This is a genomic window from Methylophaga sulfidovorans, from assembly GCF_900114205.1.
GTDB classification, from domain to species: domain Bacteria; phylum Pseudomonadota; class Gammaproteobacteria; order Nitrosococcales; family Methylophagaceae; genus Methylophaga; species Methylophaga sulfidovorans.
Map to the genome: position 1 here is coordinate 25,568 of NZ_FOSH01000015.1, position 21,170 is coordinate 46,737.

The 21,170-nt window shown below is 43.7% G+C and carries 21 protein-coding genes; 15 read left to right on the forward strand and 6 right to left on the reverse strand.

Annotated elements, in window-relative coordinates; all coding sequences use genetic code 11:
* Window positions 1–17: 17 nt before the first annotated feature.
* From urtB to BM232_RS11940, 13 genes are all read left to right on the forward strand, one after another.
* Entirely contained in the window at window positions 18–911 is an 894-nt protein-coding gene (urtB, locus tag BM232_RS11880; RefSeq protein ID WP_091714998.1) for an urea ABC transporter permease subunit UrtB, read from the forward strand.
* Window positions 911–2,017 (forward strand): urea ABC transporter permease subunit UrtC, encoded by a 1,107-nt coding sequence (gene urtC / locus BM232_RS11885; protein WP_245752937.1) that lies wholly within the window; start codon window positions 911–913, stop codon window positions 2,015–2,017. The genes urtB and urtC overlap by 1 nt, the downstream gene beginning before the upstream one ends.
* Window positions 2,017–2,772 (forward strand): urea ABC transporter ATP-binding protein UrtD, encoded by a 756-nt coding sequence (gene urtD, locus BM232_RS11890; RefSeq protein WP_091715001.1) that lies wholly within the window; start codon window positions 2,017–2,019, stop codon window positions 2,770–2,772. The genes urtC and urtD overlap by 1 nt, the downstream gene beginning before the upstream one ends.
* Entirely contained in the window at window positions 2,772–3,467 is a 696-nt protein-coding gene (gene urtE, locus BM232_RS11895; protein WP_091715003.1) for an urea ABC transporter ATP-binding subunit UrtE, read from the forward strand. The genes urtD and urtE overlap by 1 nt, the downstream gene beginning before the upstream one ends.
* A 21-nt stretch (window positions 3,468–3,488) precedes the next feature.
* Window positions 3,489–3,935, forward strand: coding sequence for an urease accessory protein UreE (gene ureE / locus BM232_RS11900; RefSeq protein WP_091715005.1), 447 nt, complete (start codon window positions 3,489–3,491; stop codon window positions 3,933–3,935).
* Window positions 3,932–4,639, forward strand: a complete 708-nt coding sequence (locus BM232_RS11905; RefSeq protein WP_143092289.1) for an urease accessory protein UreF — start codon at window positions 3,932–3,934, stop codon at window positions 4,637–4,639. Before ureE ends, BM232_RS11905 begins: the two co-directional genes overlap by 4 nt.
* 17 nt (window positions 4,640–4,656) lie before the next feature.
* A complete protein-coding gene (locus BM232_RS11910; RefSeq protein ID WP_091715009.1) occupies window positions 4,657–5,352 on the forward strand; it encodes an urease subunit beta in 696 nt (231 codons plus the stop codon).
* Window positions 5,353–5,354: 2 nt separating this feature from the next.
* Window positions 5,355–7,067: an urease subunit alpha gene (gene ureC / locus BM232_RS11915; protein ID WP_091715011.1), complete on the forward strand. Its 1,713-nt coding sequence runs from the start codon at window positions 5,355–5,357 to the stop codon at window positions 7,065–7,067.
* On the forward strand, window positions 7,064–7,711 hold the full coding sequence (ureG, locus tag BM232_RS11920) for an urease accessory protein UreG (RefSeq protein ID WP_091715013.1): 648 nt from the start codon (window positions 7,064–7,066) through the stop codon (window positions 7,709–7,711). Before ureC ends, ureG begins: the two co-directional genes overlap by 4 nt.
* 8 nt (window positions 7,712–7,719) lie before the next feature.
* On the forward strand, window positions 7,720–8,634 hold the full coding sequence (locus tag BM232_RS11925; RefSeq protein WP_091715016.1) for an urease accessory protein UreD: 915 nt from the start codon (window positions 7,720–7,722) through the stop codon (window positions 8,632–8,634).
* A 283-nt stretch (window positions 8,635–8,917) separates the two neighbouring features.
* Window positions 8,918–9,625 carry a tetratricopeptide repeat protein gene (locus BM232_RS11930; RefSeq protein ID WP_177207324.1) on the forward strand — a complete coding sequence of 236 codons (708 nt, stop codon included), beginning with the start codon at window positions 8,918–8,920 and terminating at the stop codon, window positions 9,623–9,625.
* Window positions 9,626–9,702: 77 nt separating this feature from the next.
* Window positions 9,703–12,411, forward strand: a complete 2,709-nt coding sequence (locus BM232_RS11935; RefSeq protein ID WP_425435549.1) for a cation-transporting P-type ATPase — start codon at window positions 9,703–9,705, stop codon at window positions 12,409–12,411.
* Window positions 12,412–12,456: 45 nt separating this feature from the next.
* Window positions 12,457–12,795, forward strand: coding sequence for a hypothetical protein (locus BM232_RS11940; RefSeq protein ID WP_091715023.1), 339 nt, complete (start codon window positions 12,457–12,459; stop codon window positions 12,793–12,795).
* Between the two features lie 414 nt (window positions 12,796–13,209).
* Here BM232_RS11940 and BM232_RS11945 read toward each other — a convergent pair whose 3' ends face one another.
* On the reverse strand, window positions 13,210–13,833 hold the full coding sequence (locus tag BM232_RS11945; RefSeq protein WP_091715026.1) for an arylesterase: 624 nt from the start codon (window positions 13,831–13,833) through the stop codon (window positions 13,210–13,212).
* A gap of 23 nt (window positions 13,834–13,856) precedes the next feature.
* Between BM232_RS11945 and BM232_RS11950 the strand changes: the two genes are divergently transcribed.
* Together BM232_RS11950 and BM232_RS11955 are read left to right on the forward strand one after the other, a co-directional pair.
* A complete protein-coding gene (locus BM232_RS11950; RefSeq protein WP_091715028.1) occupies window positions 13,857–14,537 on the forward strand; it encodes an ABC transporter ATP-binding protein in 681 nt (226 codons plus the stop codon).
* Window positions 14,537–16,996, forward strand: a complete 2,460-nt coding sequence (locus BM232_RS11955; protein WP_091715031.1) for an ABC transporter permease — start codon at window positions 14,537–14,539, stop codon at window positions 16,994–16,996. The genes BM232_RS11950 and BM232_RS11955 overlap by 1 nt, the downstream gene beginning before the upstream one ends.
* 246 nt (window positions 16,997–17,242) lie before the next feature.
* Here BM232_RS11955 and BM232_RS11960 read toward each other — a convergent pair whose 3' ends face one another.
* The 5 genes from BM232_RS11960 to BM232_RS11985 form a co-directional block, all read right to left on the reverse strand.
* A complete protein-coding gene (locus tag BM232_RS11960; protein ID WP_017053840.1) occupies window positions 17,243–17,740 on the reverse strand; it encodes a GNAT family N-acetyltransferase in 498 nt (165 codons plus the stop codon).
* Window positions 17,737–18,009: a type II toxin-antitoxin system TacA family antitoxin gene (locus tag BM232_RS11965; RefSeq protein WP_017420534.1), complete on the reverse strand. Its 273-nt coding sequence runs from the start codon at window positions 18,007–18,009 to the stop codon at window positions 17,737–17,739. Before BM232_RS11965 ends, BM232_RS11960 begins: the two co-directional genes overlap by 4 nt.
* Before the next feature lie 998 nt (window positions 18,010–19,007).
* Window positions 19,008–20,270: a diguanylate cyclase gene (locus BM232_RS11975; protein ID WP_091715034.1), complete on the reverse strand. Its 1,263-nt coding sequence runs from the start codon at window positions 20,268–20,270 to the stop codon at window positions 19,008–19,010.
* 31 nt (window positions 20,271–20,301) lie between these two features.
* Window positions 20,302–20,679 (reverse strand): transporter substrate-binding domain-containing protein, encoded by a 378-nt coding sequence (locus tag BM232_RS11980; RefSeq protein WP_177207325.1) that lies wholly within the window; start codon window positions 20,677–20,679, stop codon window positions 20,302–20,304.
* Window positions 20,680–20,724: 45 nt separating this feature from the next.
* The gene (locus BM232_RS11985; protein ID WP_091715039.1) at window positions 20,725–21,117 is read right to left on the reverse strand and encodes a type 2 periplasmic-binding domain-containing protein; all 393 of its coding nucleotides are present in this window, start codon (window positions 21,115–21,117) and stop codon (window positions 20,725–20,727) included.
* Window positions 21,118–21,170: the final 53 nt, after the last annotated feature.

The window sequence follows — 21,170 nt, forward strand, 5'->3', positions numbered from 1 at the left end:
AAGAGGAGAATTTTAATATGTTAGATACTGTATTCATTGGGCTAAGTATTGGGTCTATTTTGCTTTTAGTCGCCTTAGGCTTATCCATCGTGTACGGCTCGATGGGGGTCATTAATATGGCTCATGGCGAATTAGTCATGATGGGTGCCTATACCACAGTTATAGCTCAAACCTATTTAGGATTTAATCTGTTTGCAGCTATTCCTCTGGCCTTTATCGTCTGTGCTGGTTTGGGTTTACTCATCGAAAGGTTGGTTATTCGGCGCTTATATAACCGGCTGTTTGATACTTTGCTGGCGACATGGGGTGTAGCTATTTTACTGCAGCAAGCTATTCGTCTTGAATTTGGTTTGTCTTTTTTCGGCATCCATATTGAGGGTCTCGGACCTGGACTGCAGTCTGTGACTTTGCCAGAGATCATGACAGAGTCATTTACTGTAGGTGAGTTTGTGATTCAGCCATATAGAACATTCATCATTTTAGTGTCTGCACTGCTGGCAGTACTGACCTGGTTTCTTATGTATCGCACACGAATTGGGCAGCAAGTAAGAGCAATCATGCGTAATCCTGATATGGCAGCGGCCTGTGGCATCGATGTCAAAAAAGTGAACGCCTTAACCTTTGCTTATGGCGCAGGTTTGGCAGGTGTCGCTGGTGTCATGATGTCTGGATTTAAAACGGTTATGCCAGATATGGGTAGCTCGCTGGTTGTTGATGGTTTTTTAGTGGTCGTGGTCGGCGGCGTTGGTAGTTTAGTTGGTTCGATTGTCGCCTCTGGCATTCTTGGTCAGTTAAATGGCGTTGTTGCCTTCTTTAGTAACGATATTATTGCTCGGGCAGTTGTTTTTGCTGCTGTTATCGCCATCATTATCTGGCGTCCCCGTGGCTTATTTAACTACAAGGGGCGTTAATGATGAAATTGACATATTCACACCTGAAAGTAGTGGTTTACGTCGTATTTATCGCGATTATCTTGTCTTTACCTTTATTTTTAGATGAGTTCTGGCTAAACCGGACGGCAAAATATTTAATTTACGGCATGTTAGGTGTCGCCATTTCTTTGAGTTGGGGCTATGCCGGCATTCTGAATTTAGGTCAGGGCCTGTTTTTTGGCGCTGGTGCTTACATGCTGGGCATGAGTCTGAAATTAGCTAGTCCTACCAGCCTTGAACAAGGTGGGCAGACGCCGATTCCTGACTTTATGATGTGGAATGCAGAGCCTAATGCAGTGGTTGATCTTTGCTGCATCAATCATGTCTCATTCTTATGGATGCCATTTCAATCACAAAGCTTTGGCATCTTTATGGCCATTGCCTTACCAGTGCTTATTGCCTGGCTAATAGGCACAATCATTTTCCGTAAAGGCATTGCTGGTGTTTTCATTTCGATCATTACATTAGCGATGGTGTTATTGGCTCGCCTGTTGGTCGTTGATGCACAGTCTTTTACTGGCGGTTTTAACGGCTTAACGGATCTGGCCTGGTTTAAGATAAATGGCTATGAGTTTGATCCCTATACGGTCAGTACTTATTACCTGGTTGCCATATCTCTGGTGATTGTCTTACTTATCACTCGAGTGTTAATTAACAGTCGGGCAGGCCTGATATTACAAGCCATTCGCGATGATCAGAATCGGGCTAAATACCTGGGTTTTGATGCTGCATCGTATCAGACCTTTTTCTTCTGTGTGTCAGCAGCTATCTCTGGATTTGCCGGCATGTTGTATGTCATTACAGCAGAGTTTGCCTCGCCGACATTTATGGATTTGTCGTTCAGTATTGCCATTGTCATTTGGGCAGCAGTGGGTGGTCGTGCCTCTATTTTAGGTGCCTGTATCGGTGCCATTTCTATCTCGATGTTAGGTGCCTCAGTGAGTGAAAACGAACTGTTTGTAGAATCGTGGCAAGCCATTCTGGGCTTATTTTTTGTCTTGGTTGTTTTGTATATGCCTAAAGGCCTGGCCGGTATTGCCCATGGTATTTGTAGAAAACTGACTGTAAATCGGGGAGAAGGCTGATGAAAGCTAAAAATCGTGATCTTTATATCGATGGTTTAGGGGTTAACTTCAGTGGTTTTCAGGCAGTAAATAATTTCAGCATGGTCGTAAAACACGGTGAAATGCGTGTGCTTTTAGGCGCTAATGGTGCGGGTAAAACGACTTTGATGGATATGATTTGCGGTAAAACCCAGTCAACGGCGGGCAGAATTTTTCTTGGTGATAAGGAGATCACCAATAAACCGCCACATTTAATTGCCCGGATGGGGATAGGACGTAAATTTCAGATCCCCAGTGTTTTTAAAGAGCTTTCTGTGTTACAGAACCTTTCCGTGGCAGCGATGCAGGAAAGTACGGTACTTGCCAACCTAGGCTCAATGAAACGACGAGTCGATCATGAGCGTATGAAAGAGGTGATGTCGATGACTAATCTCGAAAACAAGGCACATGAGCTGGCCGAAAATCTATCTCATGGTGAAACACCGTGGCTTGAACTTGCCATGCTGATTATTCGTAAACCTCAAGTGATTTTGCTTGATGAGCCTACAGCAGGTATGACAGCCGATGAAACGCTAAAAACCTCTCGGATTATGAATAATCTGAAAGGCCAACATACGATTATTGCTGTTGAGCATGATATGGCCTTCGTTCGTGAAATTGCCGACAAAATTACCGTTATGCATCAAGGTGAGTTTCTGGCAGAAGGCCACATCAGCGATATAGAAAATAACCAGGCAGTCAAAGATGCCTACCTGGGAAGTGGGGGCATTCACTAATGTTAACGTTGCAATCAGTAAACAGTTTTTATGGTGGCAGTCATATTCTGCACGATATTGATTTCAGTCTGGAAACGGGCAAGATTTTATCGGTATTAGGACGTAATGGTGTAGGCAAAAGTACCTTGCTGAAAACATTGATGGGCTTGACCAGTTCCATGACTGGAAAGCTGACACTCAATGAGGTTGAGCTAGGAGAGCAGACAACCTTTTATCGGGCACGATCAGGTATGGGGTATGTACCTCAAGGTCGTGAAATCATCCCTGACTTTTCGGTGAAGGAAAACATTTTGATGGGACGTTTTGCCGATCAATCCAGTAAGGCAGAGATTCCGGATATTGTGCCAGAGCTATTCCCTTATTTAATGGATAACCTGGATAGAGCAGGTGGACTGTTATCTGGTGGTCAACAGCAGCAGTTAGCTATTGCCAGAGCCATTGCTACTAATCCTCAGGTGTTATTACTGGATGAGCCGACCGAGGGCATTCAACCCAATATCGTTGAGCAAATAGAAGATTGCATTCTCAGACTAAATAAGGAGCTGAACTTAACCATTATTCTTGTCGAACAAAATATTCGTTTTGCGAAGAGGGCTTCTGATGAGTTTCTTATCCTTGATAACGGACGCCTTGTCTGTCAGGGAAGCGGTAATGAACTAACCGATGACCTGGCTAATCAATATTTGACCATCTAAGACGATTGTGAGGATAAATATATGCTTGTGTTAAATGACATTATCGGCAGTGTGAACGACGAAGACATTGCTGAGAAACTTCATCATCACGGACATCATGACCGTATTGAATTCATTCGAATGAATGTGGCTGATACCGCACGTAGTCGGCAAAAAGTGACCACGGATAAAGGCACTGAATATGGTATCGCCCTATCCCGTGATAAGCGCTTATATAACGGCGCTGTATTGCTCATGGATGACCAGCGGGCTGTGGTGATACGGGTTAATGAAGAAGAGTGGCTTCGATTGTCACCTGTCAGTACCGATGCCGCGTTAGAGCTGGGTTATAACGCAGGTAATCTGCACTGGCGTATTCGGTTTGATGGCCCTGATCTGCTGGTCGCTCTGGAAGGACCTGCACAACGTTATATCGACAGGCTTAGCGGGCTGATTGATGCCAAGCGTGTGACTGTCATTCAACCTTGACTACAACATCACCACCAGAAATGAGCTCTTCAGCATTAGCCATGTTGAGCATGATGCAGTATGGAGATAGCCAATTTCCAAGTGGCAGCTTTGCTTTTTCAAACGGTCTTGAAACCTTATTCAACGACAATAAAATCAAAGGTCCAAAGCAAATATATGACTTGATTGCAGTGCAGCTTAAGGGACGTTGGAACAGTTTGGATCGTGTCGCCTTATGCCATGTGTATCGACAAGCAGAGAATCTGGACGCTATCAACGCGATTGATAATGAAGTTGAAGCCCTAACCCTTTCTGCTGGTTTAAGAAGTGGCTCGAAACGGAATGGGGCAGCATTATTAGGTATCCATGCACGTTTAGGCACAACGATGAGTATGGAATATCGTCAACGTGTCATGGAAAAAAAAGCGCCGGGTCATATTCCTGTGGTCCAGGGTTTAGTGTTTCATCATTGTGGGTTAACTGAGCTGCAGGCACAGATAGCAAGTGCTCATGGCTTATGCAATGACATGCTGGGTGCCTGTATGCGACTGGGTAAATTAGGTCATATTCATGCTCAGTTGATACGACAAAAATTGTCTTCTGTTATTGCCACACTTCTCGAACAGCCTGTTTCAGATGAACAACTTATGCATAGCTATGTGCCATTAACTGAAATTGCTGCAATGCGTCATGAAATCAGTGACCAACGGCTATTTGCCAATTAACTATTTAAGGAGAAATTATGTATTTAACTCCATCAGAACTTGAACGTTTAACCATCTACACAGCAGCAAAACTCGCACAAGAGCGTAGAGATAGAGGGTTAAAACTGAATTATCCCGAGGCCACAGCATTAATCGTTAATGAAGTGCTTGAAGGTGCCCGTGATGGTCGTACTGTGGCAGAGCTGATTAGTTTTGGCAGCACGATTCTGAGTACCGATGATGTGCTCCCAGGGGTCAGTGACATGATGCATATGTTGCAAGTGGAAGGTGTTTTTCCAGATGGTTCTAAATTAGTCACCATACATGATCCTATCCGTTCAGGAGAGCAAGTGGTCCCTGACTATCCCGTTCCGGGCGAACTCTTCCCAGCAGAAGGTGAAATTGAACTGAATGCCAACCGTGAAAAACGTACTATCCGAGTAGCAAATACCGGTGACAGACCGGTACAGATTGGCAGTCATTACCACTTTTTTGAGGCTAATAAAGCCTTGGAATTCGATCGCGAAGCCACATTTGGAATGCGTTTGGATATTCCTGCCGGCACAGCCGTACGGTTTGAGCCGGGTCAGGAAAAAGAATGCATTTTATGTGAGTTCGGTGGCGAAAAAGCACTGTATGGCCTCAACGGACTGACCAATGGTTTAGCTGATGATGAAGCAGTGAAACAAGCTGCATTGAACAAAGCCAAGCAAGAAAATTATTTAGGAGCATAACGATGGCAATAATGAGTCGTAAAGAATATGCAGAAATGTATGGGCCAACTACCGGTGATGGTATTCGCCTTGGTGATACCAATTTAATCGCTGAAGTGGAGTACGATTTCACCGTGTATGGTGATGAGTGTCTTCATGGCGGTGGCAAAACACTGCGTGATGGCATGGGTATGACCTCAGGGCTGGGAAGTGAAGATGGCACATTAGATATGCTGTTATGTAATGCCCTGGTAATCGATCCTGTTATTGGCATTGTCAAAGGCGATGTCGGTATTAAAGATGGCAAGATAGTGGGCATTGGTAAAGCCGGTAATCCAGCCACTATGGATGGGGTGGATCACAACTTATTAGTAGGACAATCAACCACAGTAAGAGATGCCGAAGGGCTGATTGCCACACCGGGCGGTATTGATGTGCACGTCCATTTTGATAGTGCTCAGTTATGTGACCATGCCATTGCTGCAGGCATTACTACCTTATTCGGTGGTTCGTTGGGACCTATCACCGTCGGTATTGATTGTGGTGGGGTATTTAACGTAGGAAAAATGTTACAGGCAGCAGAGGACTTCCCCGTTAATTTTGGTTTTCTGGGAAGAGGTAACTCATGTAAACCTGAGTCTTTATATGAGCAGATTGAAGGTGGCTGTGTTGGTCTGAAAATCCATGAAGACTGGGGCGCCATGCCTGCTGTGATTGATACCTGTCTTAATGTCGCTGATGAACTGGACTTTCAGGTTCAAATCCACACTGATACGCTGAATGAAAGTGGCTTTTTAGAAAATACCTTAGCGTCTATCAAAGGCCGAACCATCCATATGTATCACACTGAAGGCGCTGGCGGAGGTCATGCACCGGATATTATTTCTGTTGCAGGCGAGGCCAATTGTTTGCCTTCATCAACTAACCCAACAAATCCATTTACTCACAATACATTTGATGAGCATCTAGATATGACCATGGTCTGTCATCATCTTAGCCCGGCTATTCCAGAGGATGTCGCCTTTGCCGAAAGTCGGATTCGGGCTCAAACCATTGCTGCTGAAGATATTCTGCATGACATTGGCGCTATATCTATGCTCGGGTCAGATAGTCAGGGAATGGGACGCATTAATGAAGTGATTACCAGAACCTGGCAATTAGCCAGCAAAATGAAAGATCAACGCGGCAGGCTGGAGACAGAAAAATCACGTATCGGCGATAACGAACGCATCAAACGTTATATCGCTAAATATACGATTAATGCAGCGAAAAGTTTTGGGGTGGCTGAACATATTGGCTCATTGGAACCAGGCAAAATGGCTGATGTTGTTCTCTGGCGACCAGCCATGTTTGGGGTTAAACCTGAAATCATCGTGAAAGGCGGCTTTATTGCTTATGGTGCAATGGGTGACAGTGCGGCGTCCTTAATGACCTGTGAGCCAATCATAATGCGTCCTCAATGGGGGGCTTTTGGCGTAGCCAAACAAAAACTGAGTGCAAATTTTGTGAATCCGCTGGCCATTGAAAAAGGTTTGGCTGAGAAGCTGGAGTTGAAAAAAATGTTGCTCCCAGCCACAGGTACACGAAACCTGACCAAAAAAGACATGTTGCATAACGATGCTTGTCCTGAGATGCATGTCGATCCGCAGACCTTCGATGTTTATATCGATGGTGAACTCGCTTATTGCGAACCTTCTACCGAGCTTCCATTAACACAGAGGTATATTCTGCGATGAACACATCTTTTGATCTAAATTCATTAGCCGGACCAGCCAGAGTTGGCATTGGTGGTCCGGTTGGTTCTGGTAAAACAGCGTTAATTGAAAAGCTTATTCCGGCATTTCAGCAACGGCAGATTGAGATTGGCATTATTACCAATGATCTGGTGACCAAAGAAGATGCTGAGAGGTTGAGAAAAAGTGGTTTGATTGATCCTGAGCGAGTCATGGCTGTTGAAGCCGGGGCTTGTCCTCACACGGTTATTCGTGAAGATCCGACCTTGAATATAGAAGCCGCAGAACAGATGACCATTAACTTTCCTGATATCGAATTAATTCTGATTGAAAGTGGTGGAGACAATTTGGCTTCTACTTTCTCTTTAGATCTGGTTGATCAATGGATGTTTGTGATCGATGTTGCTGGTGGCGATGATATACCGCGTAAAAAAGGGCCTGGCGTTTTACAAAGTGATCTTTTGATGATTAATAAAAAGGATCTGGCGCCCTATGTTGGTGTCGATTTTGACGCTATGTATTCTGAAGCAAAAAATGTTCGTGAAAACAGGCCCGTTGTCGCTATAAACAGCCGCTCAGGAGAAGGTGTTGAGCAAGTGGTTGATTATATCGTTTCCAATTTATTGTTTAATAAAGCAATGTCATAGGTAGAAATATGCGAAACGCAGATTTTTCATCTTTAAACAGTCCTCCTGTCACGCCGATTGGTCTTAATACTATGCAGTCGCGTAAGGCACGTGCAGAACTCAGGTTTACAAAGAATCCGTCGGGTAAAACTTTTATTTCTCACCAACGTGCAGAGCATCCCTTTCATATCACCCGGCCTTATCATTACGAACAAGATCCGGAAGGCATGGTCACACTGTATCTGCAGTCATCCTCTGGCGGCATTTATCGTGGTGATGATTTAAGTATGGATGTGTTTCTGGAAGAACAGGCACAACTTCATCTGACAACACAAGCCAGTACGATTGTGCATAACACACGGGGCATTAAAGCGAGGCAGTCTGTTGATCTGGTGTTAGGAAAGGGCAGTTATTGCGAGTACATTCCCGGTCCCACTGTGTTATTCAGTGGCGCTGCTTTTTGCTCCAATATTCAGATTAAATTAGGAGAAGGATCGAAAATTCTCTTTACCGATAGTTTTATGTGGCATGACCCCAGTTACAAACTCGTCACAGAACAGGGGGAACATGCTTTTGCTGGTTATGATGGCAATATAAAAGTTGTCGATCAGCATATGAATCTATTAGTTCTGGAGCGGTTTCGACTGGAAGGAAAAGACGTACTCCAGCATAACTGCGCTATTCACGATTCTTTTCGTGCACAAGGTTCGCTTTTTATCATTGACCAGTCACCGTCATTAAATTGTGTACTTGGAGCGATAAGGGAAGGCTTATCTCACTTTAACGATATATATGCTGGTGCATCAGAATTACCTAATAACAGCGGCATCATTATTCGTTTTTTGGCGAAAGATGGTATAGCTCTGCAGAAAGCATTGAATATGAGTTGGTCGATTTCGCGAGAGCAGTTAACTGGGACCACTCCCCGGTTAAGACGGAAGTAGGATAAATTTCTATTTGCATCTATTTAGCACTACTTATGGCTTCAGGGCATTTCTAAAACTGATGTGATTTCTTACTGATCGCTATCTTGATTGTTGGTGTCGCCCTGAAGCTATTTCTTTTTCTTATTAATGAAATAGAAAAGCAAATTCGACGTTTTGTGATGAATTCATAAGTGATCTGTTGTTTAGCTTTGTTAAAGTTTATTGAATTTAACTTAAGGGCATAAATCAGCCCTTTTTATGTTTTATGCCGAGTGATGCAAATGACAAAAGGACGTCTTATATGAAACAGGGAGATGTAATCTACGGCCAGGTTGAAGAAGGCCAATGGTCTGTAATTAAGCTGTTAGATATTGATACCAATGATGATGGTGGCACTTTCCATTGCTTGTTTTATGAATTGCTCGATCATCAACCCACGCTAGACGACAGGCCATCATTTAAAGTGATGGCATGGCATGCACCGATTAATTGTGAGGAGATCAGAAAAAAATGGACCGTCCTTTGTTCTGAAGATGTTCAGCCTGACGAACTAGAAGGTTTTCATGAATATTTGAAACACACAGATTTCCCTCGTTATTTATCAATTACCGGTCAAAATGCCGAAGACGTTGTGAAACAAGCCAATGCGTATTATCAACAAGGATTAACACTGACTGATCAAGGGAAAACTGATGAAGCAATACAATGCTATACCAAGGCTATTGCTATCTTTCCATTGTTTTATGAAGCGGTTGATAACAGGGCATATGTTTATATGGACAAAGGGGATGATGAAAATGCATTGGCTGGATTTCAGCAGTCATTACAAATAAACCCTCATGGTATGCACGCCCTTTTTTCTTATGGCGAATGTTTGTTAAAACTAAAGCGCTATGAAGAAGCTGAACATGTATTTCAGACTTTTTTGAATAAATTTTCTGAGCATAAATCTGCTGCACAACGTTTCTTAAAGCAGGCACAAACATACACAGGTAATAAGACAGCATAGTGCCATTTTCAGGTAAGAAAAATACGGGGTATAGTCTTATTACGGATAGATGGATGATGATGTGAGGCTCTATGAAGGTGAGTTCATCAAAAAGTAGCGTTACAGCATGGCATACCTTGAGTGTCGATTCTTCATTTGAAACATTAAATACTTCATCAGCAGGACTGGATTCGCAGGAGGCGGGTGAGAGGCTTCTTCATTACGGCAAAAACAGTCTGCCAACAGCAAGAAAACGCAGTGCTGTCATCCGATTTCTCAGTCATTTTCATAATATTCTTATCTATGTATTGCTGGGGTCTGCAGTTGTTACTGCCGCTCTTGCCCATTGGATTGATACCGGTGTCATCCTTGCCGTTGTTATGGCTAATGCCATTATCGGTTTTATTCAGGAGGGTAAAGCCGAATCAGCCATGGGGGCGATCCAACAAATGCTGGCACCGGTTGCCCATGTTATTCGTGGTGCTGAACGAGTCAGTATTGAGGGTGAAGAGCTGGTTCCGGGTGATATTGTCTTGATTGAAGCAGGCGATAAAGTCCCTGCGGACTTACGCTTATTTGATGCCCATGGCTTATCTATACAAGAGTCAATTCTGACAGGTGAATCTGTAGCGGTAGAAAAACTGACCAGTTCAGTTGATGAGCAAGCCGCGCTGGGTGACCGAAGCTGTATGGCCTTTTCTGGAACATTGGTGGCGTCTGGACAGGGGAAAGGCATCGTTGTTGCTACTGGTGGAAACACTGAGATTGGTCGTATCAGTAGTTTGCTTTCAGAGGTGGAAACGTTAACAACGCCACTTATCAGGCAGATGAATGTGTTTGCTAAATGGTTAACGCTGATTATTCTGGTACTCGCCTCACTACTGCTGGTTTTTGGTTATCTCTTTACTCCGCATGATCTTGCTGTGATGTTTATGTCTGTCGTGGGGTTGTCTGTAGCAGCTATCCCGGAAGGTCTCCCTGCGGTACTGACAATTACTCTGGCAATTGGCGTTCAAGCTATGGCCAGACGCCGCGCGATAGTCCGTCGCTTACCCGCGATTGAAACATTAGGTTCGGTGTCTGTGATTTGTTCTGATAAAACCGGCACATTAACTCGCAATGAAATGATGGTGGCCTCAGTTGTCACTTATCAGCATGCGTTTACCTTAGAGGGCGAGGGATACAATCCTGAAGGTGATTTGAAGCTAAATGAACGCAGTATTTCACCAACAGAGCATAGTGTATTAGAAGAAATGGCTCGTGCGGCCGCGCTATGTAATGACGCTTCGCTAGTAGAAAAGTCGGGTGTCTGGCATAGCGAAGGTGATCCTATGGAAGGCGCTTTACTGTCCTTTGCTGGAAAAATGAATCTCGATGTCAGGTTGGAACAATCTGTATGGAAACGGAGTGATGCGATCCCGTTTGATGCCCGCCACCGTTTTATGGCAACGTTAAGTCATGATCATCAACATCATGCCTGTATTTTTGTTAAAGGTGCGCCGGAGCGCCTATTAGAAATGTGTGGCAGTCAGCGCAGCACTGATGGCAAAGTCGAACCATTAGATATGGCCTATTGGCAGCAACAAATGCTGACTATTGCAGCAAAAGGCCAGCGTTTGTTGGCGTTTGCCGTTAAACCCGTTAACACTGACTATACTGTTTTGGAGCAGGATGATCTCAACGAGTCTCTGATAATGGTAGGACTGGTCGGCATGATTGATCCTCCTCGAACGGAAGCCATAAGCGCTGTGGCTGAATGTCACCAGGCTGGTATTCGAGTGAAAATGATTACTGGGGATCATGCCGAAACCGCTGCTGCAATAGGTAAACAAATTGGCCTGAAAAATCCGAATAAAGTGCTGACAGGTTTAGATATTGATGGCATGGATGAGCAACAGTTAAAAGCCCAAGTGCTTGAATGCGATATTTTTGCCCGTACCAGTCCTGAACATAAATTAAGGCTTGTTACAGCTATACAGGCACATGATTTGACTGTAGCCATGACTGGAGATGGTGTGAATGATGCCCCTGCACTTAAACGTGCTGATGCTGGTATTGCCATGGGACTTAAAGGTTCTGAAGCAGCAAAAGAAGCGGCTGAACTGGTACTGGCTGATGATAACTTTGCCACGATTGTCTCAGCTGTCCGCGAAGGGCGAACTGTCTATGATAATTTGAAAAAGATTATCAGCTGGACTTTACCGACCAATGCTGGTGAAGCCATGACGATCATTGTCGCTTTGCTGTTTGGTATGACATTGCCTATTACACCGGTTCAGATTCTCTGGGTTAATCTGATAACAGCAGTGACTTTGGGTATTGCTCTGGCTTTTGAACCAACAGAAGAAAATACCATGCGTCGGCCTCCACGATCGCGAAATGAATCGTTATTAAGTGCTGAGTTGTTGTGGCATATTGTTTTGGTCTCTTTGCTTTTCCTGGCTGGTGTCTACGGTATTTACGACTATGCTATTAGTCAGGGATATTCGGTTGAACTTGCCCGTACACTGGCCGTCAATACGCTGGTTGTAATGGAAATTTTCCACTTATTTTTTATTCGGAATATTCACGGTACATCGATTACCTGGAAAGCTATCTGTGGCACAAAAGTTATTTGGCGAGTGGTTTTTGTGATTAGTTGTGCCCAGTTTGCCATTACCTATCATCCGTGGCTTCAGGCTATTTTTGGCACTGAAAGTATTGCTTTCTGGGATGGTATTCTTGTGGTTGGTATCGGAGTGATGCTATTTGTTGCGATTGAAGTGGAAAAACAACTGCGGCTTTTTGTCGGGCGGGTCAGAGCATAAAAAATTTACCTTGATCATTCATTAAAATGGACGTTGAGATGATAAATGTTTGAACGATGGAAGAAGAAAACCGAGCTTAGAAATGAGCGTGATAAGAACAGCCTTCGATTTCTCGGTGCAGAAATTCAGCCTAATGGCGATCTGGTTTTTATCGGACAAGATATTGGTCCTGTGGTTGAAAGGACTTTTGGCTCCTCAGAGTATGAATGGCAGTGGACGATAAAGGCCGAGAACATTCCGAGTTTTCAAAAAGCACTGGGTGAGGAGGGGCATATCATCAAATTGCTTGAAACGCATTTTAGCGATGAAAAAGCAGCTGGTTTGTTGCCGTTTCTGGAAGAGCACAATATCCCTTTTGAATCCTGGTACCGATATGGCGATTAGCCTTTATTCATAAACCTAATCACATGATTTAGTCGCTGTGGTGTTTTAGGGCTGACATAAAGAGGATGAGCGAATAAATAAACTATCACTTCTTAGTGATTGCGCCCATACTGACTATCTATGTACCGACATTGATTGGCGTTGATGTTTCTACCTAGAACATGCCCTCAAATTTGCTAATAAGTAGTCGAGGTTAATGCATTCAATTAACAGGTGAATATCATGAGTAAAGGTCAAGATAGTAAAAAGAATCAGAAAAAAGCACCGCTATTAACAGCGAAAGAAAAGAAAGCAGCAAAAAAGGCCAAGCAAGAAGATAAGAACGTTTTTGGCCATTAATAAAAAAGGCTACTCATAAACATTTGAGTAGCCTTTTTTCTGCCATCACTTATAACCGTGTGGGTTAGAACTGTCCTATTTAGCCTCATCCAATAGTGGCAGCAATGCCGGCTTAATATTCTGTAATACAACAGGCTGACCTTCTTTATTTGGGTGCAAACCATCGGCTTGCATCAGCGCCTTATCGAGTGCGACACCTTTCAGCATAAAAGGCACATAAGCCAATTGATATTGCTCTGCCAACTCTTTGTATAAATTAAAAAACATCTCTGTATAACGTTTACCGTAATTCTGTGGAATCTGATTGCCCACCAACAGCACTTTGGCGTCAGCTTTACGTGCTTGTTCAACCATGGATTCAAGATTCTGTTTGGTTTGAGTTAGTGGATAGCCACGTAAGGCATCATTGGCGCCCAGTTCCAGGATGACCCAGCTGGGTTTATGTTCTGACAACAGTTGTTTAAAGCGGGCTAAACCGCCCTGCGTTGTTTCCCCACTGACGCTGGCATTCACAACGGTAATTTCCGGATGGGACTTTGATAGTTGATTTTCCAGTAAACTAACCCAACCTAATTCTGGTCGTAGGTTATGGGCAGCGCTCAGGCTGTCTCCCATAACTAGCAATGTCGATGCTGATACAGCGTTGCTCATCAATAAACTGATGAGTAACACAAACCAATATTGTCTTTTTAGAAACATACAAACCTTCAAGAGTGGAAAACATGGCAGTTACAACTGCAATCAAAGTAACAAATTTAACCCATACGGTATCGGCAAATACAGGTGATTTGACCATATTAAAAGGAATTAGTTTAGATATTCAGGAAGGTGAGTCAGTCGCCATTGTGGGGGCATCAGGTTCAGGCAAGTCGACCTTGCTGGGCTTACTGGCAGGCTTGGATGTGAATACGTCTGGCGAGATTTATCTTTACGACCATGCTTTCTCAGCCATGGATGAAGAGCAACGTGCCTTACTTCGCGGGCAATATGTCGGCTTTATCTTTCAGTCGTTTCACTTGTTACCGAGTTTGCAGGCAGTTGAAAATGTGATGTTACCAGCCGAATTAAAAGGCGATAAAGACGCTCGTCAAAAAGCAGAAGCCTTATTGGAAAAAGTCGGGCTCTCGCATCGTTTAACGCACTATCCAAACCAGTTATCCGGTGGTGAGCAGCAACGTGTTGCCATTGCCAGAGCTTTTGCCTCCAGTCCGAAAATTCTGTTTGCTGATGAACCTACCGGCAATCTGGATGAGGGTAATGGTCGCATTATTATCGAACAGCTTTTTGAGATGAATAAAGAGCAGGGCACCACACTGGTGATGGTGACACATGACAATCATCTGGCAGAAAAATGTGACCGTCAACTTGTGATGTCTGCGGGTCAGCTGGTGGAAAAAAACTAATGCAATTTGCCTTACGATTACTGCTGCGTGATATCCGTAGTGGCGACATTCTAACGCTGATTTTTGCGTTGATTATTTCTGTCAGCACAGTCACTGCGATTAGTTTATTTATCGACCGTTTACAGTTGTCATTTGAAAGCGAGTCAGCCAACTTAATGGCGGCAGATCGCTTGATTAGCTCTGATGATGCGATACCTGACAACTGGCAAACAAAAGCGGATGAGTTGGGGCTTAAACAGGCGCAACGCACCTCATTCCGAACCATGATATTTGCCGGTGATAATTTACAGCTAAGTCAGGTCAGTGCGGTAACAGCACTTTATCCTCTCAAAGGTGTTTATCTCGTTGACGATACCTTGTTCGGTACCGGGCATGAATATACTCAGCCACCACAGCCGGGGAAAATATGGCTTTCCTCACGCCTTGCTAGTTTATTAGGCGTCAAGATTGGTGACCAAGTTGAGGTGGGTGAGACAAGCTTAACCGTCAGTCACTTTCTGGTTCGAGATCCCAATGCCAGTAGTTCAGCGTTTGCTATATCACCTCGTGCGGTGATTAATATGGCTGATCTGGCGGCAACACAAGTCATTATTCCTGGCAGTCGGGTGCGTTATAGCCTGTTACTAGCCGGTGATAAGGACTTATTAGATCAGTATGAATCATGGGTAACGCCACAGCTGAATGATGGTCAACGCTGGCGGACGCCGACACAAAAAGGCGAGCGTATTGGCGACACTATTGGTAAAGCACAATCCTTTTTATTATTAGCTGGAACACTTGCGGTTATCCTGTCTGGGATTGCCATGGCTTTAGCCTCTTCACGTTTTGTAAAACGCCACTTGATGCAGGTTGCTGTATTAAAAACATTAGGCGCCACACCGAAAAAGTTAGTGCAGGTGTTCCTTATTCAGTTTATTGCCCTGTTTGTGATAGGCGCTGGCATTGGTCTGGCTGCTGGTTGGGGATTACAACTGATTATTTCATCCATGCTGGCGGGACTGATGTCGACCGCTTTGCCTGAGCCTTCATTAAGTCGCTTATGGCTGGGAGTGGCGACAGGGCTGGTTTCCATGCTGGCATTTTGTTTTCCATTGATGCAGCGTCTGATAAAAGTGTCACCGATGTCAGTGTTGCAGCCCGGTTTTAAAGTAGAACAAAACACAGTCATTATTTATGGCATCGGTTTTGTCGGTATGTTTGGTTTGATGTGCCTGTATACAGGCGGCTTAATTCTACCGAGCATTATGATGTTAGCCATTGTTGGTATTGGTCTTTTAGTCGCCTTACTCGGGTATGGCGTATTTAGCTTCGGTCGTTCACTCACCTCCGGCGCTACCAGTGGCTGGCAGATAGGCTTTGCTGCTTTATATCGTCGATTGTTTCCCAACTTATTTCAGTTATTAGTGTTTACGCTGATTATCATGCTGGGGCTGATATTAGTTGGCGTGAAATCGAACCTGATTTCAGACTGGCAACAGCAGTTGCCGGCAGATGCACCTAACCACTATTTGTTCAATGTTCAGGCCGATCAGATTGACCAAATCGATAAGGTCACAGACTCGCTGAATATCAAACGCTCTGACTGGTTCCCAATGGTTCGCGGGCGAGTTATCAACATCAATGGCACATCGGTACAGACTCTTTACCCTGAAGATAAACCCGAGCCCGAATTGTTTTCACGTGAATTGAATCTGACCTGGTCTGATGAAATAGGCAAAGGCAGCAAGCTGCTTGAGGGTGACTTTAATGCTAATGGACTCTCTATCGAGCAACGAGTGATGCAAGAAGCGAATTTGAAAATGGGCGACAAACTCACCATTAATATTGGTGGTAATGACATTACCTTACCTATCACTTCAGTACGAGAGGTTGACTGGGGTTCAATGCAGCCCAATTTCTATCTGATTTTGCCCAAACAGGCTTTAGCAGATTACCCTGCTAACTTTGTCAGTAGTGTCTTTATCAGCCAGCAAAATGCACAACCGTTTTATAAGGCCATGTCTCAATTTCCTACAGTCTCGATGTTAAATGTCGGTGATTTATTAAAACAAGTGCAAACGGTAATCGGGCAGTTATCACAGGCGATTCAGCTGGTGTTGTTGTGCATATTAAGTGCTGGAGCGTTGGTATTACTAGCAAGTGTTCGCTCAACACTAGAAGAGCGACTGGAAGAGGGGGCTTTATTGCGCGTGCTGGGTGCTAAAAAATCCCTGGTACAACAAGCCTTATTTGTCGAGTTCGGTGCACTGGGATTATTTTCTGGGCTTATTGCTGCCGCTGGAGCCGAAGCCTGCCTGTATGGTTTACAGGTATTTGTCTTTAAAGCAGAAGCAAGTTGGCATCCTTTGTTGTGGAGTTTAGGACCGCTAATTGGTGTAGTCGTTATTTCAGCAATCGGTTTATTTGCCAGCAGAAAAGTATCCAGCGTGCCACCGATGCATTTATTACGGGAAGTGTAATTAAGACCTAAACTAACAAGTTTATGTACATAAACCAGTATATGAAGATACTAAAGGGCTGGCACTATTTTTCGTCAACAGTTCAAGACTTTGGCCTTATAATTCCATGAATAAGAAATTACTTCCATTAATAATCAATATGTTAAAGTCATTAAAAATGAATTATAAGGCGGCCTGTTTAATACTTATTATGAGGCCGGTGGCCTCATAAAACATACTGTTAGTTTGCTAAAGGCTAGCGGTTAACTAGCCTAAGCTTGCTCTCACATCTGCAATGGTGATGAAGAGTTTGTTTTCAGCGTCTTGAAATGCTTGAAAACCATAGCGTTCATAGAAATGTTTTGCTCCGTCTTTGGCATCAACGATAACAACTGGAAATGCCACGCTATCACTAGCGGCTAATAGCTTTCTGAGTGCGTCGATAAGCAGCCACTCACCAAAGCCTTTCCCTTTGTATCGGTCATCAACAGCAAGACGGGCAATCAAACCACCAGAGGTGGATGATTGGTGCTTTTTTTGTAACTTATCTGGCAATGCCTTTAAGTCAATTGGTGTCATTGTTAGCGTGTAAAAGCCGATGACATGTGAGTTGTCGCTATCATCTTCCAAAACAAACGTTCTGGTGTTGTCCTTCTTTGCTTGCTGACTCGCCATTACTTTTAAGTAATTATTGAGAGCTTCGATGCCACAGTTGAATCGGTTTCTATCGTGTTTAGCTTTATCTAGAAGTACCGTATTCATCATTGAGTTTTGCTCTCGTATCGATCAGCAGCAGCTTTTAGTTTTGAGTTCTGTGTCGCAGGACGGTCTAAAGCTTCCATCAGCAGCATCGCATCAGCTTGGCTCAGTTTTAAAGCCTGTTCACGTTCGATGACTTGTTTAGCTTTTTCGATTGCAGCGCTTAGAACAAACGAGTTGATGCTAGACATGCCGGCGATCGCGGCAGCCTTAGTAAGTAAGTCTTGTGTATCGACATCAACTCTAGCGGTGATGCGGGGCAAAGTAGTAGCCATAATGTTATCTCCTGTTGTGTCAAAATGTCACATGTGTATTATGGTCTTAAAATGTGCAATAAGCAATCTCTGTGTCACTTTGGCACGCAAACTAACAAACAATTTAAGAGTGATTCGGCACGCTTGGCATTTTTACTATGCGTTAATTTTAGTGATTAAGGTGGTATGTGGTGGCATCGGTATTGCGTGCCTCACACCTTAATTGGGCGTTACACGGCACATGCGTAGATTAGCATTCTGATCAACACGAATAATTAAACATAAAAGGGTGCGGTAAACTGCAAATGCCTTGGACTAAAGAACATATTCAGTGGCTTCACGATACTGGTGAAGTAATCTCTATTTCAACAGGTAGACCTATAGTAGACCTATAGGGTCAGACTCGATTGGTATGATTAATGTCGAGAATTAAGTTATTTAAACTCAAGCTCTTCTCATTATTCAATGATTGAACAAGGGCTCGTTTACCTTGTTTTGTTATTCTCGACCATCCTCAGCATGTGATTATTTGAGGCAATAATCGAGAGCCTATTTTTCTATGAAAAATAAGCCGTTTTCACCGTCAAAGAACAGCTATTGTTCGAAAGCCTGAACTAGATGCCAGAAGAACTCTGGCATGACGCTGAATTTTGCGGATATTTACTATTCAAAACAGATGACCTAGTCATTCCAGCGCAGACTGGAATCTAGTCTGAGCCATGAAAAATAAGTCGTTTTAACCGTCAAAGAGACAGCTATTGTTCGAAAGCTTGAACTGGAGGCCAGAAGAACTCTGGCATGACGCTGAATTTTGCGAATATTTACTACTCAAAACAGATGAACTCGTCATTCCAGGATATTTGGGGTCAGGTTAAAAACTATTAAGAGTAGCCTTGCGACACCATGGCCTGTTCATCATTGCTGCGTTGTCTCTACAATCTTTGAATACGCCGTCACGCGATTGCGTCCGTTATGCTTAGAGTAATACAGCGCTTCGTCTGCTTGAGCCAATATTGAGTCTACCGTTGGCGTTGCTGGGTCGCCCCAACCACGCCTAAACTCGCTGTAAACTGAACGATAGCTTGCTCATGTTGCAGTGTGATTTGACTGATTAATATGCGCAGCGTTTCGGCAATTGTGATGGCGCTTTCTTCGTCAGTATTCGGTAGAAAAACGGCAAATTCTTCGCCACCTAAGCGGCCTAAGATATCGTTATGACGTAGGTTACTTGTAAGGGTATCGGCGAATGCTATGAGCGCTTGATCTCCAAGGGCATGACTATAGTTATCATTCAGTTTTTTGAAGAAGTCGATATCAATCATAATCAAACTTAGGGATGCGCTGTGTTGTAGGGTTTGATTGATTAACTTCTGGCCATACTTAAAAAATGCACGGCGATTATAGAGGTGAGTCAGCGGATCTTTATACGCTAAGAGTTCTGCTTTTTCTTTGGCCAGTTCGAGGTCGTGCGTCCGAGGTTTAATTTTTTCATCTAGCTCCTGGTTGAGTTCTAGTAGTTCGAGCTGGTACTTATTCACACTCTCAATCATCTGGTTGTAACTGTCTTTTAAGATGATCAATTCGTTTTTATCTGTCCAATTAATGGCTAGGTCAATCGGTTTAGGGGATTGAGTGTCTTGTTGGTGTATCTTGTAGGTGAACTCTTTTAGAGGCTTGCCAAGGTATTTATTAATAAAGAAATAAATAATAAACCACAGCATAAAGGTTTTGATAATGGAGTTGACCAAAATAAGAATGAAGCCATATTTCAATCGTTCGAAAACCAGTTGGTCATTTGAGTAGAGAGTAACCGTACCTAAGGGAATATTCTGGTCAAATGCAGGACCTTGGTAATAGATCGGAAACTCGTGTTTGAAAAGGGCGTTTGAGCCTAGCCCCGTGAGTGCTTGTTCCGTCGGTTGACCCTTTGAGTTGTAATACTCAACCTGATTTTGCTCGTTGAACACAGCACCGATTTTAAAGTCCATTTTGTCATCCAGTGACTGTACTTTGATACCGACCAGAATGGGCAGGTTGTACATACCTTGTAGAATGGATTGCAGCAATTCTTGGTTATAGGTCCAAACCGAATCGGAGATTCCCTTGCCGAACGTAGCGGGCAAGGTTTGAATCTCGTTATAAAATTCTTTTTTGGTGTTGTCGTACTCTTTGTAAAGCTGTACTACTGTCACCAGTACCGCTACCAAAAAATACACACCAAAGATCACAAGTAGCAGGTGAAGGGCCATAGAGCGACGGTAGTGGTTTAACAAGGATTGCATGCGAAAGCCCTTCGCTGTTTAGGGACAACGTTTACTGGACTTGCCAATCTTGAATGCCATAACGTTCTAATAGTTTTGCCAAACGTCCGTCTTTACGCATTTTCAGCGTTTCTTCTGACATTATTTTGGCGTATTCAGCGGATTTAGGATTTTTAGGTGAAAAACTGCTGTAAACATCGATCACTACATCGGTGGTGCCTGATACCTTCAGCTGGTCGGCTTTACCTATTTGCTGGGCTTTGTATTCCAATACGCTTTTGTCTTCTATCACAGCGGTTAGGCGCCCATTGACCAACATTTCAAGTAATCTTTCTAGAGGCTTCTCCCCAGTAATCGCAAGCACGTTGTCTGGTTTTTGATTGAAATAATCCATTACTGTTGGGTCAACGTAGTCATATCCTTTGATCATGCCAATCATCTTGGCCTGTTCAAGGGACTCTTTGCCTGTGTAGCGTCAGTTTGAGTCTTTATGGCTAAAGAAGGTGCTGTTGCTTTTGCCTAGAGCAAAGTCTGGAAACACAAAGTCGGGCGCGTCTTGACGAATGCAAGCCATTGTACCGTCAAGCTTGCCTTCTCTGACCAATTGCAAACCACGAGAGTAAGACACTTCCACAAACTCTACCGTATGTCCTCTGGCTCCTAAGGTTTCAACCAGCAACTCACCTAAGTAACCTACTTTGCCTTGATTTTGACTGGCGATACAGTCGTAAGGGCACCATTCATCGGTTGCGATTCTGAGCGTATCTGAAAAAACGGAACTGGAAAAAAGTGTGAGAAAACATCCTACTAAGAAACTAAAGGTCAGAGATCTTTTAGCTTGGCTTGTTTGTTGATTTTGTCGCAGCATATTTGACTCCAGCACCATTAGTGCCAAATAGAATATTATATTCATTGCAATAG

What these genes read in the sequence shown, in the direction of transcription:
- BM232_RS11910 (WP_091715009.1), top strand. Translation starts at nt 4,657, where the DNA reads ATGTATTTAACTCCATCAGAACTTGAACGTTTAACCATCTACACAGCA.
- urtB (WP_091714998.1), top strand. Translation starts at nt 18, where the DNA reads ATGTTAGATACTGTATTCATTGGGCTAAGTATTGGGTCTATTTTGCTT.
- BM232_RS11960 (WP_017053840.1), bottom strand. Translation starts at nt 17,740, where the DNA reads ATGATGAATACGGTACTTCTAGATAAAGCTAAACACGATAGAAACCGA.
- BM232_RS11955 (WP_091715031.1), top strand. Translation starts at nt 14,537, where the DNA reads ATGCAATTTGCCTTACGATTACTGCTGCGTGATATCCGTAGTGGCGAC.
- BM232_RS11985 (WP_091715039.1), bottom strand. Translation starts at nt 21,117, where the DNA reads ATGCTGCGACAAAATCAACAAACAAGCCAAGCTAAAAGATCTCTGACC.
- BM232_RS11930 (WP_177207324.1), top strand. Translation starts at nt 8,918, where the DNA reads ATGAAACAGGGAGATGTAATCTACGGCCAGGTTGAAGAAGGCCAATGG.
- ureC (WP_091715011.1), top strand. Translation starts at nt 5,355, where the DNA reads ATGGCAATAATGAGTCGTAAAGAATATGCAGAAATGTATGGGCCAACT.
- BM232_RS11945 (WP_091715026.1), bottom strand. Translation starts at nt 13,833, where the DNA reads ATGTTTCTAAAAAGACAATATTGGTTTGTGTTACTCATCAGTTTATTG.
- urtE (WP_091715003.1), top strand. Translation starts at nt 2,772, where the DNA reads ATGTTAACGTTGCAATCAGTAAACAGTTTTTATGGTGGCAGTCATATT.
- BM232_RS11940 (WP_091715023.1), top strand. Translation starts at nt 12,457, where the DNA reads ATGTTTGAACGATGGAAGAAGAAAACCGAGCTTAGAAATGAGCGTGAT.
- BM232_RS11925 (WP_091715016.1), top strand. Translation starts at nt 7,720, where the DNA reads ATGCGAAACGCAGATTTTTCATCTTTAAACAGTCCTCCTGTCACGCCG.
- ureE (WP_091715005.1), top strand. Translation starts at nt 3,489, where the DNA reads ATGCTTGTGTTAAATGACATTATCGGCAGTGTGAACGACGAAGACATT.
- urtC (WP_245752937.1), top strand. Translation starts at nt 911, where the DNA reads ATGATGAAATTGACATATTCACACCTGAAAGTAGTGGTTTACGTCGTA.
- ureG (WP_091715013.1), top strand. Translation starts at nt 7,064, where the DNA reads ATGAACACATCTTTTGATCTAAATTCATTAGCCGGACCAGCCAGAGTT.
- BM232_RS11965 (WP_017420534.1), bottom strand. Translation starts at nt 18,009, where the DNA reads ATGGCTACTACTTTGCCCCGCATCACCGCTAGAGTTGATGTCGATACA.
- BM232_RS11950 (WP_091715028.1), top strand. Translation starts at nt 13,857, where the DNA reads ATGGCAGTTACAACTGCAATCAAAGTAACAAATTTAACCCATACGGTA.
- urtD (WP_091715001.1), top strand. Translation starts at nt 2,017, where the DNA reads ATGAAAGCTAAAAATCGTGATCTTTATATCGATGGTTTAGGGGTTAAC.
- BM232_RS11975 (WP_091715034.1), bottom strand. Translation starts at nt 20,270, where the DNA reads ATGCAATCCTTGTTAAACCACTACCGTCGCTCTATGGCCCTTCACCTG.
- BM232_RS11980 (WP_177207325.1), bottom strand. Translation starts at nt 20,679, where the DNA reads ATGATCAAAGGATATGACTACGTTGACCCAACAGTAATGGATTATTTC.